The organism is Streptomyces sp. NPDC054813 (genome assembly GCF_053611365.1).
In genome coordinates, this window is the sequence record NZ_JBSHAF010000042.1 from 1 (window position 1) to 12710 (window position 12710).

At 72.0% G+C, this 12710-nt stretch carries 13 protein-coding genes; 6 read left to right on the plus strand and 7 right to left on the minus strand.

The genetic code is table 11. The features are described from left to right. Positions 1 to 135: 135 nt before the first annotated feature. From ACWGJB_RS46755 to ACWGJB_RS46770, 4 genes are all read left to right on the plus strand, one after another. Positions 136 to 1125, plus strand: a complete 990-nt coding sequence (locus ACWGJB_RS46755) for a ribokinase (protein WP_453386131.1) — start codon at positions 136 to 138, stop codon at positions 1123 to 1125. Then, the gene (rbsD, locus tag ACWGJB_RS46760; protein ID WP_453386132.1) at positions 1122 to 1511 is read left to right on the plus strand and encodes a D-ribose pyranase; all 390 of its coding nucleotides are present in this window, start codon (positions 1122 to 1124) and stop codon (positions 1509 to 1511) included. Before ACWGJB_RS46755 ends, rbsD begins: the two co-directional genes overlap by 4 nt. Positions 1512 to 1674: 163 nt before the next feature. Then, on the plus strand, positions 1675 to 2193 hold the full coding sequence (locus tag ACWGJB_RS46765; protein ID WP_453386133.1) for a peptidase inhibitor family I36 protein: 519 nt from the start codon (positions 1675 to 1677) through the stop codon (positions 2191 to 2193). A gap of 39 nt (positions 2194 to 2232) precedes the next feature. Continuing rightward, positions 2233 to 3219, plus strand: coding sequence for a hypothetical protein (locus tag ACWGJB_RS46770; RefSeq protein ID WP_453386134.1), 987 nt, complete (start codon positions 2233 to 2235; stop codon positions 3217 to 3219). On the opposite strand, the gene ACWGJB_RS46775 is transcribed toward ACWGJB_RS46770, so the two are convergent. From ACWGJB_RS46775 to ACWGJB_RS46785, 3 genes are all read right to left on the minus strand, one after another. Next, positions 3208 to 4203: a DUF5937 family protein gene (locus tag ACWGJB_RS46775; RefSeq protein WP_453386135.1), complete on the minus strand. Its 996-nt coding sequence runs from the start codon at positions 4201 to 4203 to the stop codon at positions 3208 to 3210. The two genes, ACWGJB_RS46770 and ACWGJB_RS46775, sit on opposite strands and share 12 nt — an antisense overlap. 493 nt (positions 4204 to 4696) lie before the next feature. Further along, positions 4697 to 5047 (minus strand): hypothetical protein, encoded by a 351-nt coding sequence (locus ACWGJB_RS46780; RefSeq protein WP_453386181.1) that lies wholly within the window; start codon positions 5045 to 5047, stop codon positions 4697 to 4699. 261 nt (positions 5048 to 5308) lie between these two features. After that, positions 5309 to 6376: a DNA polymerase III subunit beta family protein gene (locus ACWGJB_RS46785; protein ID WP_453386136.1), complete on the minus strand. Its 1068-nt coding sequence runs from the start codon at positions 6374 to 6376 to the stop codon at positions 5309 to 5311. Between the two features lie 110 nt (positions 6377 to 6486). On the opposite strand from ACWGJB_RS46785, the gene ACWGJB_RS46790 reads away from it, so the two are divergent. Beyond that, entirely contained in the window at positions 6487 to 6741 is a 255-nt protein-coding gene (locus ACWGJB_RS46790) for a Scr1 family TA system antitoxin-like transcriptional regulator (protein ID WP_453386137.1), read from the plus strand. Between the two features lie 78 nt (positions 6742 to 6819). Here ACWGJB_RS46790 and ACWGJB_RS46795 read toward each other — a convergent pair whose 3' ends face one another. The 3 genes from ACWGJB_RS46795 to ACWGJB_RS46805 are packed head-to-tail and all read right to left on the minus strand — an operon-like array spanning position 6820 to position 9958. After that, on the minus strand, positions 6820 to 7620 hold the full coding sequence (locus ACWGJB_RS46795) for a sugar phosphate isomerase/epimerase family protein (protein WP_453386182.1): 801 nt from the start codon (positions 7618 to 7620) through the stop codon (positions 6820 to 6822). A 32-nt stretch (positions 7621 to 7652) separates the two neighbouring features. Next, entirely contained in the window at positions 7653 to 8804 is a 1152-nt protein-coding gene (locus ACWGJB_RS46800; RefSeq protein WP_453386138.1) for a dihydrodipicolinate synthase family protein, read from the minus strand. Continuing rightward, complete coding sequence (locus tag ACWGJB_RS46805; RefSeq protein ID WP_453386139.1) at positions 8801 to 9958, minus strand: Gfo/Idh/MocA family protein; 1158 nt, start codon at positions 9956 to 9958, stop codon at positions 8801 to 8803. Before ACWGJB_RS46805 ends, ACWGJB_RS46800 begins: the two co-directional genes overlap by 4 nt. Before the next feature lie 227 nt (positions 9959 to 10185). Between ACWGJB_RS46805 and ACWGJB_RS46810 the strand changes: the two genes are divergently transcribed. After that, on the plus strand, positions 10186 to 11232 hold the full coding sequence (locus ACWGJB_RS46810; RefSeq protein ID WP_450755985.1) for a LacI family DNA-binding transcriptional regulator: 1047 nt from the start codon (positions 10186 to 10188) through the stop codon (positions 11230 to 11232). A gap of 93 nt (positions 11233 to 11325) precedes the next feature. On the opposite strand, the gene ACWGJB_RS46815 is transcribed toward ACWGJB_RS46810, so the two are convergent. After that, positions 11326 to 12573: an FAD-dependent monooxygenase gene (locus tag ACWGJB_RS46815; protein ID WP_453386140.1), complete on the minus strand. Its 1248-nt coding sequence runs from the start codon at positions 12571 to 12573 to the stop codon at positions 11326 to 11328. Positions 12574 to 12710: the final 137 nt, after the last annotated feature.

Here is a 12710-nt window from a genome sequence, read left to right on the forward strand (position 1 = left end):
CTCTTTTGGGGGGTGGGGTGTGGGTGGCTCGGCTCGGGCGGGGGGGGGTGTCCGGGCGGGCAGCCTCCCGGGCGCGGCCGGGCGGCCCCCCCCCCCCCCCCCCCCCCTCAACTCGTTTTCCTAGGGAGTCACTTCATGTACGACTACGACCTCCTGGTCGTGGGATCGGCCAACGCCGACCTGGTGATCGGGGTCGAGCGGCGGCCGGCCGCCGGTGAGACCGTGCTCGGCGGCGACCTCGCCACGCACCCCGGCGGCAAGGGCGCCAACCAGGCGGTCGCGGCCGCCCGGCTCGGTGCCCGCACCGCCCTGCTGGCCCGGGTCGGCGACGACGCGCACGGCAGGCTGCTGCTCGACTCGCAGCGGGCGGCCGGGGTGGACACGGCGGGCGTGCTGGCGGGCGGGGCGCCGACGGGCGTCGCGCTGATCACCGTGGACCCCTCCGGCGACAACAGCATCGTGGTCTCGCCGGGCGCGAACGGGCGGCTCGCACCGGCGGACATACGGGCCGCGGTCAGCCTCTTCCACACCTCCCGGGTGGTCTCCGCACAGCTGGAGATCCCGTTGGAGACGGTGGTGGAGGTGGTGCGGAACCTCGCTCCCGGCAGCCGGTTCGTGCTCAACCCGTCCCCGCCGCGGCCCCTTCCGGGTGAGGTCCTCGCGGCCTGCGACCCGCTGATCGTGAACGAGCACGAGGCGAAGGTGCTCCTCGGCGAGGCGTGCGTGAGCGAGGAACCGGCCGACTGGGCGCGGCTCCTGCTCGCCAGGGGCCCGAAGTCGGTGGTGGTGACTCTGGGCGCGGCGGGCGCGCTGGTCGCCGACGGGCACGGGGTCGAGTCGATCCCCTCCGTGCAGGTGGACGCGGTGGACACCACGGGCGCCGGGGACGCGTTCACCGCGGCCCTCGCGGTACGGCTCGGGGCGGGCGCGTCGCTCGCCGAGGCGGCGGCGTACGCGGCCCGGGTCGGGGCGGCGGCGGTGACGAAGCGGGGCGCGCAGGACTCGTACCCGACGGCGGCGGAGGTCGAGGCACCGTGCTGTGCCCGTCCGGGGGACACCCCCCGGACCCCCGGCAAGAGGTCGGACAGTGTGCCCGGAACAGGTGAGCGAGGCGAGACGCTGTGAAGCGGGCGGGGATCCTCAACCGGCATCTTTCCGGTGCGCTGGCGGAGTTGGGGCACGGGCACGGGGTGCTGGTCTGCGATGCCGGGATGCCGATCCCGCAGGGGCCGCGGGTCGTGGACCTGGCCTTCCGGGCCGGGGTGCCGTCCTTCGCCGAGGTGCTGGAGGGCCTGGTGTCCGAGCTGGTCGTGGAGGGCGCCACGGCGGCGACCGAGATACGCGGGGCCAATCCGGCCGCGGCCGGGCTGCTGGACGGGCACTTCCCCGACCTGACCCTGGTCCCGCACGAACGGCTGAAGGAGCTGTCGGCGGGCGCCCACCTGGTGGTCCGCACGGGCGAGGCCCGGCCGTACGCGAACGTGCTGCTGCGGTGCGGGGTGTTCTTCTAGAAGCCCGTGCCGGAGCACTGGGCGCATACGGAGCACCCGACTCCCCCTCTGCACCTGGGACTTTTCATCCCCGTGAAACGTGATGGCCGCCCTCGGCCCCGGTTGGCAATATCACTCATCACGCACGAACAGCCCCAGAAATCTCCAGAAAGAGGGAATTCGCATGAGATCCTTCCGTTTAGCCGCGGCGCTCGCCGCCACCGCCCTGGCCGCCTTCATCGGCCTCACCCTTCCCGGCAGCGCGGCCGCCGCCGACGGGCACTCCGTCGCCCCGGCCGCCAAGCCGGCCGCCGCCGCCCCGCAGGCGGTACACGGGACGACCGCTTCCGCCGCGGTCTCCCCGCAGGCCATCGGGGACTGCCCGAGCACCTACTTCTGTTTCTGGGTCAACTCGGGCTACGGCGACGGGCCGGGCAAGTTCTCCGGCGCCAACGCCAACTGGGGTGCCTACTCGCACTCCAGCTGCTCCACCGGGACATGGAGCGACTGCGCCTCCTCGGGGTACAACCACGGGACGAGCGGCCTGGGTGTCGAGGTGTGGCGCGACATCAACTACTCCGGGCTGTCCGCCTGCCTGCCCAAGGACTGGTCCAACAGCAACTTCGCGAACCTCGTCTGGCCCGGCACCTCGACCAGCTTCAACGACTCGATCAGCAGCAACTTCTGGACCTCCAACTGCTGACCGGGCCCTCTGAGGCCACTGGATGACGGGCGATCACCCATGACAGAGCTCCCGCACCGCCGTGCCGGGCACGCACCGACACGCCACCTGCCCCTGCTGATCCTCGTCGTGACCCTGGTCTGCACGGCCGCGACCGCGTGCACCGGACCGGGCACGGCCGCCTCGGCCGAGGCGGCACCGGCGGCGCGGGAGTCCGGTCACGCCGCAGCCGTCCTTACCAACGACGCCACCGCGTTGCGTCAGCGCTGGCAGCTCTTCGGCGCCTCGCAGCTCCTCACCCAGCGCTGCATGCGCGACCGGGGACTGCGCTTCCTGGTCACGAGCGCGGGCCCGCAGCCACCCGCCGGGGCGACCACGGCCGAGTCGATCGGTTCCCGCTCGGCACCCGGCTACGGCGTCTCCACCGCGCTGGGCAGCATGAACAACGGCCCCACGGCCCAGGACCGGTACGTCCGCTCCCTGTCCGCCACCGCACAGACCCGTTACTCCGCCGCACTCGACGGGCCGGCCGACCGGTCGGCGCCGCTGACCCTGCCCAGCGGGGCGAGCGGGACCTACGCCACGGGCGGCTGCACAGCCAAGGCGCGGGCCGAGTTGTACGGCACCGTACGGGCCGCCCTGGAGGACACCCTCGTACCGCAGGACGTCGACCAGCTCCTCCAGCGGTACCTGGCCACCGCCCCCGCCTACCAGAAGGCCCTGGGGCGCTGGCAGCGCTGCATGGCCGACGCCGGCCGGCCGGCGCAGACGCCCGCCGCGCTGATCGAGTCGCTGCGGGCCGAGGCCGTCAAGGGCGCGAGCGCCTCGAAGCTGGCGCGGGAGCAGCGCGCCGCCGCGACGGCCGATCAGCGCTGCGACGGCGTGAGCGGCCTGCGCCGCACCGGCGATGACCAGCGTGAAGTCTTCCTGCGACGGCAGCCCGCACGGACCCGGGCCCGCCTGGAGGAGGTCTGGCAGCACCGCAGGCAGGCCCTGACGCGGGCCGCGGCCCTGCTCGGCCAGGACACCCGGGGCTCACTCGGCTGACGCCCCGGCGTCGCTCGTCGGTCTGAGCAGCGCGGCGCCGAGTGGCGTGAGGGTGTGCAGCACCGTGTTGTGGTGGCGGTGGCTGAAGACCAGGCCGGCGTCGCGCAGCACGGTGGTGTGGTGGGAGGCCGTGGGCACCGACACCCCCAGGACCCCGGCCAGTTCGGAGGTGGTCGCGCCCAGTGCGAGGGACCGCAGCGCGGCCGCGCGGGTACGGCCGAGCAGCGCGGCGAGCGAGACCTCGGGCGGGCGTTCGGGGGCGGGCGCGCGGAGGCCGTGCACGGGGTAGACCAGCACCGGCTGAAGGGTGTCGTCGGCCATCGAGATCGGTGACTGCCAGCAGAAGTAGGAGGGGATCAGGCACAGTCCGCGGCCGTCGAGGCGCAGGTCCCGGTCCTCGACGTAGTCGACGTGGAGGACCGGCGGGTGCCAGCGGACGGCGGGTGACAGACCGGCGAGCAGTCCGTCGAGCCCGGTCGCGAGGGCGTCCCGGCCCCGCAGGGCGCGCTCCGCGGCGATCGTGGCGTGAATGCGGCTCTCGTGGGGCGCGATGACCGCTTCGTGGTAGGCGCGCAGGAGTCCGGTGAGATCCTCGCGGGCCTCGCGTTCGCGCAGCCGGGGCGCCCAGTCGGGGGCGCCGGTGATCCGGTCCAGGGTCCGTATCTCGAGGGCGACCCGCTCGGGCGGGGTGTCGACGATCGCCGCGAGCCCGCGGTCCAGGCCGTCGGCGGAAGCGTGCGGGGTGAGGAAGTCGGGCAGGTAGCGGGCCCGGGGCAGCACCGGGACCAGCAGCCGCCGGACGGCCGCGCCGAGCTGGGTGCCGACGAGGGTGACGCGGGTCTCCCGGTACCAGTCGGCGTACGCCCAGCGGCCCCGTGAGGTCTGTAACCGGTGCAGGCTGCAGGTGATCTCCCAGAGCGGGTCGGGGGCGCTCGCCACCCGGACGCGGGTCAGGTCCTGAGGCGTGAAGTGAATACGCAGCACGAGAGCCGCCCCCCGAGTCGAACAAGTCGTCCCGTTCAGCAGCAGCCTGGGGCACGCGGCACCCACGAACAACATGGGAACCAGCCGGACGCCCCGACAGGGGCCGGGCACGCTTCGAGGGGGCCCGATCCGTCGATCGAACCCCCTCGGCTCACCCCCTCCGTCAGAACCCCCGCGATCCCCCCAGATCCCCCTCCGAAGTTCTGACGCCAGGTACGACCGGCCGGGTGGGGGGATGGTTGTACGGGGTGCGGAAGATTTTTCCGGGGCCACGGCGGCTCGGCCGGATGATGAAGCCCTGTGAGGCAATTAAGAACAATCCAAGGCGGCGGCAAAGACAGGTGGCCCATAGGATCCCTAAGATCCACAGGGCGCGCACGCGCCCCGACGACACCTGCCCCACCCCGGATCGGACGGGGTGGGGCAGGGTCTCAGAGGCGTCTCAGAGGCATCGGTCAGGGGCTACCGACGTATTGACACACCGGGATCGAATTCAGCGGACGGTGACGGCCACGTTCTTGGAGACGGTGTTGCCGTCCTTGACGCGCAGCACCTCGACACCCTTCTTCTCGAACTTGTCGCCGACCTTGTAGGCGCCCTTGTGCATCTTCGCGGTCGCGGGCAGCGAGACCCACTTCCTGCCGTCCTTGACCTGGAGGGTCACCTTGCTGCCCTCCTTGAGGCCGGTGGCCTTGCCGGAGAAGGTGACGACGTCGCCCAGCCTGATGCTGGTGGCGCTCGCCCTGACGGTGATGGCGGGAGCCGGGGCGGGGGCGGCGACGGCGGCGGTGGCACCGGCGGCGACCAGCGTGGCGGAGGCCACGGCAACGGTGGCGATACGCATGTTCACAGGGAACTCCTTGGTTTTCAATTGCCTTTTCCAACCGCAATTCAGAGCCCTTTGCTCGCCCTTGCGGCTGACTCGAACCCTATAGACACGACCAGGCACGACTCGGTTCCAGTGAAACGAAAAAATCCCGAACCGACAGGTGAACCACAGCAAATTCGGACGGTCGGCCGAACTGAACAGGGAATATAAAAAAGACCTGTGTGAAGAAGGCTTCACACAGGTTCCGGCGGGAGCGGTGGATGTTCGCCTGTACCGTCAGTTCTCCAGACGGACCGGCATCAGCATCGAGAAGGCGCCCTCGTCGTCCGGTCGGCGGATCGCGATCGGCGCGGTGGGCGCGCCGAACTCCAGAATCAGTCGGTCACGGGCCCCGGCGGCCAGCGCGGCCAGCAAGAACTCACGGTTGAGGGCGACACGGTTCGGGTCTTCGTCGACATCAGCCCAGAGGGTCACCGTGCCGCCGTCCTCCACCCCGAGCACGCTGAGGTCGTCCGCTCCGGCCTCCCCGGAGCGGACAGGACCGGTCTCCAGAGCCTGCCGGAAGGCCGCCACCTCGACGACGGTGCGGCGCCTGCCGGCCTGGGGCAGGAGACGACGGTAGTCGGGGAAGTCGTGGTCGAGGCACTGACCGGCCGCCTGCCTGTCTCCAGCCTCCAGTGTCACGCGGTCACCGTCGAGAGAGAGTCGCGCAGGTCCCTCGCCGTCCAGCAGCGCCCGCATCGCGTCGGCGAGCGGGGTGGGCACGATGACCTGCACTCGGCTCCCGTCGTGCCCGGCGACACCGGCCTGCGCGACCGCCATTCGGTACCGGTCGGTGGCCACGACATGAAGGCTCTCGCCCTCGATGTCGAACAGGACTCCGCCGAGCATCGGCAGCTCGGGGTCGGTGCTCGCCGCGAAACGAACCGTGTCCAGCGCGGCTGCCAGCTCCGGCGCGGCGACGGACAGGCGGACGGTGTCATTGCGGAGCGAGGTCATGACATTCTCCCGGTGATCGAGTAGTGCTCGGAGTGCGGAGAACTCGCTGCGGGCATCGGTCAGCCCCTGTTCGAGACGGCGCAGGTGCGCCTCGAGCAGTTTCCGGACCAGATCGGTGTCCGCGCCGGACCAACTGGCCAGCACCAGCCGGATGTCCGCCAGCGGCATCCCGGCCCGGCGCAGACAGGCCAGCAGCCTGGCCTCTTCAAGCTGCTCGGGTTCGTACCAGCGGTATGCGCTCACCGGATCCACCCAGGCCGGGACCAGCACACCGGCACGGTCGTAGAACCGCAGGGCGCTTACGCCCAGACCGCTGTCGCGGGCCATCTCTCCGATGCTGCGCATGTCGTTCTCCACACCCAGCACTCTGGGCCCTGCACAAGGTCGAGGGTCAACCGGACCAGGTCGGTCCCCACGCGGCAACCGCGCACCCCTGCTCTCGGCGACACGCCGCCGTGGCCGAGTTGGAGCAACAGGCCACGCTGATCCAGCAGTTCGCGCTCTCGCTGGTTCCCGGTGTACTCCAGACCGACGACTACGCGCGCGCACTCTTCTGCGCCTACCGGCCGAACTACACCCCCGAGGAACTTGACGAGTTCGTTGTCATCCGAACAAAACGCCGCCGCATCCGTGACCGGCCCTGCGCTGGTCTTCTCGGCGGACGGCTGGGCCGCGTTCGTCGGGGCCGTGCGGGACGGGCGTGTCAGTAGCTGAGGCCCGGGTGTCGCACCCGATCTCAGGGCCGTGGCCTGCCCGTCAGTGCAGGAAGCAGGCAGGCCACGGACCCGTCAGTCCGCAATGTGCGACACGAACCGCGCCGCCGTCTCCGCCAGTACCTCCTGCCCGTCTCTCGCCCACAGCCCCTCGTTGAACAGCTCGACCTCGATGGCCCCGGTGTAACCGGCCGCCTCCACGTACCCCTTCCACTCCCGCATGTCGATCGCGCCGTCGCCGATCTGGCCGCGGCCGTTGAGGACGCCCTCGGGCAACGGGGTGGTCCAGTCGGCGAGCTGGAAGGTGTGGATACGGCCGCCCGCGCCGGCCCGGGCGATCTGCGCGGGCGCCTGGTCGTCCCACCAGATGTGGTACGTGTCCACGGTGACGCCGACCTGGTGGGCGGGGAAGCGTTCCGCGAGGTCCAGGGCCTGGGCGAGGGTGGAGACCACGCAGCGGTCGGAGGCGTACATCGGGTGCAGCGCCTCGATGGCCAGCCGTACCCCGTGCCGCTCCGCGTAGGGGCCCAGCTCCCCCAGCGCGTCCGCGATCCGCTCCCGGGCCCCGTGCAGGTCCCGGGAGCCCGCGGGCAGGCCGCCGGAGACCAGGACGAGGGTGTCGGTGCCGAGGGCCGCCGCCTCCTCGACCGCCCGCCGGTTGTCGGCGAGGGCCGCCGCCCGCGCCTCGGGGTCGATCGCGGTGAGGAAGCCGCCCCGGCACAGGGTGGTGACGGTCAGGCCCGCCTCCCGGACCAGCTTGGCGGTCGCCTCCACGCCGTAGGCCTGCACCGGCTCCCGCCACAGGCCGACGGCGGGCACGCCCAGTTCCAGGCAGGCGCCGGCCAGTTCGGGCAGCGACAGCTGCTTCACCGTCATCTGGTTGATCGAGAATCGGGACAGGTCGCCGGTCACCGGGTCACTCCGTACAGCGCGAGGAGGGTCTTCATCCGGTCCTCGGCGAGCTTCGGGTCGGGGAACAGGCCCAGGCCGTCGGCGAGTTCGTAGGCGCGGGCGAAGTGCGGGAGGGAACGGGCCGACTGCAGGCCGCCGACCATGGTGAAGTGTGCCTGGTGGCCGGCGAGCCAGGCCAGGAACACCACGCCCGTCTTGTAGAAGCGGGTGGGGGTCTGGAAGAGATGGCGGGAGAGCTCCACCGTCGGGTCGAGCAGCGCCCGGAAGCCCGCCGTGTCGCCCGTGTCCAGGATCCGTACCGCCTGCGCCGCGAGCGGGCCCAGCGGGTCGAAGATGCCGAGCAGGGCGTGGCTGAAACCCTGCTCGTCGCCGGCGATCAGCTCGGGGTAGTTGAAGTCGTCGCCGGTGTAGCAGCGGACGCCCTGCGGCAGCCGCCGCCTGAGGTCGATCTCCCGCTGCGCGTCCAGCAGGGAGACCTTGATGCCGTCGACCTTGTCGGGGTGGGCGGCGATGACCTCCAGGAAGGTGTCGGTGGCCGCGTCCAGGTCGGCCGAGCCCCAGTAGCCCGCCAGCGCCGGGTCGAACATCGGGCCCAGCCAGTGCAGGACCACCGGCTCGGCGGCCTGGCGCAGGAGGTGGCCGTAGACCTCCAGGTACTCCTCGGGGCCGGAGGCAGTGGCGGCGAGCGCCCGGGAGGCCATCAGGATGGCCTGGGCGCCCGACTCCTCGACGAGCGCGAGCTGCTCCTCGTACGCGGCCCGGATCTCGGCGAGCGTGCCGCCGGTGATCTGGTCGGTACCGACGCCGCAGGCGATGCGGCCGCCGACCGCCTGCGCCTCGGCGGCGCTGCGGCGGATCAGCTCGGCCGCGCCCGCCCAGTCCAGGCCCATGCCGCGCTGGGCGGTGTCCATCGCCTCGGCGACGCCCAGGCCGTGCGACCACAGGTGGCGGCGGAAGGCGAGGGTGGCGTCCCAGTCGACGGCGGCCGGCGAGTCCGGGGAGACGTCGGCGAACGGGTCGGCGACGACATGGGCCGCCGAGAAGACCGTACGGGAGGTGAGGGGGGTGCCGGGGGTGACGGCGAGCGGCTCGGTGCGCGGCTCGTAGGTCCGCAGCGCCCCGTCGGCGCCCGGGAGCTGGATGGTCACAGGGAGATCTCCGGTACGTCGATACGGCGGCCCTCCGCCGAGGACCGCAGGCCCAGCTCGGCGAGCTGCACACCGCGGGCGCCGGCCAGCAGGTCCCAGTGGTAGGGGGCGTCGGCGTAGACGTGCTTGAGGAAGAGCTCCCACTGGGCCTTGAAGCCGTTGTCGAACTCGCCGTTGTCCGGGACCTCCTGCCACTGGTCGCGGAAGACCTCGGTGGCCGGGATGTCCGGGTTCCACACCGGCTTGGGGGTCGCGCTGCGATGCTGGGCGCGGCAGTTGCGCAGCCCGGCGACCGCCGAGCCCTCGGTGCCGTCGACCTGGAACTCGACCAGTTCGTCGCGGTTGACGCGGACCGCCCAGGAGGAGTTGATCTGGGCGATGGCGCCGCCGTCGAGTTCGAAGATGCCGTAGGCGGCGTCGTCGGCGGTGGCGTCGTAGGGCTTGCCGCCCTCGTCCCAGCGCTGCGGGATGTGGGTGGCGGTGAGGGCCTGGACGGACTTCACCCGGCCGAACAGCTCGTGCAGCACGTACTCCCAGTGCGGGAACATGTCGACGACGATGCCGCCGCCGTCCTCCGCGCGGTAGTTCCAGGACGGGCGCTGGGCGGGCTGCCAGTCGCCCTCGAAGACCCAGTAGCCGAACTCGCCGCGGACCGACAGGATCCGGCCGAAGAAGCCGCCGTCGATGAGCCGCTTCAGCTTCAGCAGGCCGGGCAGGAAGATCTTGTCCTGGACGACGCCGTGCTTGATGCCCTTCGCGTTCGCCAGCCGGGCCAGCTCCAGGGCGCCCTCCAGGCCGGTCGCGGTCGGCTTCTCGGTGTAGATGTGCTTTCCGGCGGCGATGGCCTGCCGGAGGGCCTCCTCGCGGGCGGAGGTGACCTGGGAGTCGAAGTAGATGTCCACGGTCGGGTCGGCGAGCACGGACTCCAGGTCGGTGGAGATGTGCTCGTCGGACAGTCCGTGCCGGCCGGCGATGTCGCGGAGCGCGTGCTCCCGGCGGCCGACGAGGATCGGTTCCGGCCACAGCACGGTGCCGTCGCCGAGGTCGAGACCGCCCTGCTCGCGCAGCGCGAGGATCGAGCGGACGAGGTGCTGGCGGTAGCCCATGCGCCCGGTCACGCCGTTCATGGCGATACGCACCGTCTTGCGTGTCACGTGATTCCCTTCGTCCGCATGCGCCTCACTGACGCAGCAAGCGCTTTCTATATGGTCTGAAGCTAGCCTTTGACCACTGGTCTGTACAAGACCGTGATGGGGTCGAGTTGTTCGAGGGGGCGAACACCAGGAGTGAATGGCCTTATGGTCTGCACGGCAAGGGGGCTTCCTTTGATCAGGCTGTGTACGACGGCGTACGAAGAGACGCGCGACCGGAGGATGACGAGATGACGGTGACCCTGGCGGACGTGGCGGCCCGCGCCCAGGTCTCGCCCGCGACGGTGTCGCGCGTACTGAACGGCAACTACCCCGTGGCGGCGTCCACGCGGGAGCGGGTGCTGCGGGCGGTGGACGAGCTGGACTACGTCCTCAACGGGCCCGCGAGCGCGCTCGCGGCGGCCACCTCCGACCTGGTCGGCATCCTCGTCAACGACATCGCCGACCCGTTCTTCGGGATCATGGCGAGCGCGATCCAGGCGGAGATCGGCGGCCCGGGCGGGCGCGCCGGCGGCGAGCGGCTGGCGGTGGTCTGCAACACCGGGGGGTCGCCGGAGCGTGAACTGACCTATCTGACCCTGCTGCAACGGCAGCGGGCGGCGGCGGTCATCCTGACCGGCGGCGCGATGGAGAACGCGCCGCACGCGGCGGCGGTGGCGTCGAAACTGCGCAAGCTGGCGGACGCGGGGACCCGGGTGGTGCTGTGCGGGCGCCCGCCGGCGCCGGACACCGACGCGGTGGCCCTGACCTTCGACAACCGCGGCGGCGGCCGGCAGCTGACCGAGCACCTCATCGGTCTGGGCCACCGGCGGCTGGGCTACATCGCGGGCCCGGAGGAGCGGACGACCACCCGGCACCGCCTGGAGGGCCACCGGGCCGCGCTGGCCGACGCGGGCATCGAGGAGGACCCGCGCTGGACCGTGCACGGGCGCTACGACCGGCGGGCGGGGTACGAGGCGACGCTCGAACTGCTGCGCCGCGACCCGTCGCTGACGGCGGTGGTGGCCGCGAACGACTCGGTGGCGCTGGGGGCGTGCGCGGCGCTGCGGGAGTCGGGGCTGCGGATCCCGGCGGACGTGTCGGTGGCCGGCTTCGACGACCTGCCGTTCAGCATCGACGCCGTGCCGTCGCTGACGACGGTACGGCTGCCGCTGGCGGAGGCGGGCGCCCGGGCCGGCCGCATCGCCATGGGCCGCGAGGAGCCCCCGCCGGGCGGCATCGCGACGGTCCGGGGGGAGCTGATGGTACGGGGGTCCTCGGGGGTACCGCGGAGCTGAGCCGACGGCGGGCCCGAGCAGACGGATCCTGGGGCGCCCGCCCAGCAGGAACGGTTCCGCATTCTCCTCCCGTACCAGCCCCCCGCGCCGGTCTCAGCGGTCGCCCCGCAGGGACCGTCCCAGCAGCGGCAGCGGTGCCTCGCCCCTCTTCCGGTCCCGGTACCAGCGGTTGCCCGTGTCGTAGGCCCGCCGGGCCTGGCGTACCGGTTTCAGCTGCATGGCGAGGTGGGCCTGGTAGCGCCAGGGGGACTGACGGCCCTGCCGGACCGACATCGCGTAGGCGAAGTCGACCGGGTCGCGGTCCAGGTAGTCGTCGAGCTGCTCGAACCAGGCCATGCTGGTGCGCGCCGCCGCCTGGACGGCGTGCAGTTCCGCGCGGCGGTGCTGGTCGTACTCGCGCAGCGCCACCCGCGGATCCGGGAACTCCTTCAGGGCGTACGCCAGCACGATCGCGTCGATCATGGCGAGCCGGGTGCCGGAGCCCAGCGTGAAGTGCGTGGTGTGGGCCGAGTCGCCGGCCAGCACGACGGGCCGGCCCTCGTCGGTGCCGTCGACCCAGGTCTCGTTGGCGATGTGCGTGAACCGCTGCCACTTCGCCGGCGCACCCCGTGACCTGCTGATCAGGGAGTGGCCGGCCAGGGCGCGGTGGAAGATCTTCTCCAGCAGGGGTACGGCGTCGTCCTCGTCCAGCCTGTCGAGGCCGAGGCCCTGCCAGGTCTCGGGGGAGCACTCCACGATGCAGGTGCTGATCCCCTTGAACGACGGATAGGCGTGGAACCAGATCCAGCCCGCCTCGGTCTCCTCGAAGGCGAACACGAAACTGTCGAACTGCCGGTCGGTACCGAGCCAGATGTAGTGGTTGCGGCCGGTCTCCATGCGCGGGCCGAAGTGCTCGGCACGGCTCTGCCGGATCCGGCTGCCCGCGCCGTCGACGGCCAGGACCAGGTCGGCGTCGGGCAGGTCGGCGGGGTCGGCGAGGCGCTCGTGCCGTACGTCCACGCCGAGCGAGCGCGCACGCCGGGCCAGGACGTCCAGGAGGGCCGCGCGGCCCATGCTGTAGCCGTAGCCGCCGAAGTGCGCGGTGCCGTCGTACCGGTTGCCGTGCACGCGGATGTCCTGCTGCTGCCAGAGCACGGAGCCGGCGCTCACCGCCCGCGCGCTCTCGGGGTCGTTGCGGTGCAGGATGTCCAGCAGGTCGCTCCAGTAGACGACGCCCCAGCCGTAGGTGGCCTCGGGCGGATCCGCCTCCAGAACGATGATCTCGTGCCCGGCGTCCCGCAGTTTCGCCGAGATCGAGAAGTACAGCCCGGCCGGCCCTCCGCCCACACAGACGATCCTCATCCGGTCATCGCCTCCACGGCCGCGGGGGCCGGGGGGCCCCCGGGGGTGGGTTGGTTGGTGGGGGGGGGGCGGGGGGGCGGGGGGGCGCGCCGCCACGTAGTGGGTGGGGGGGGGGGTACATAGTGCTTGGGGGCGGG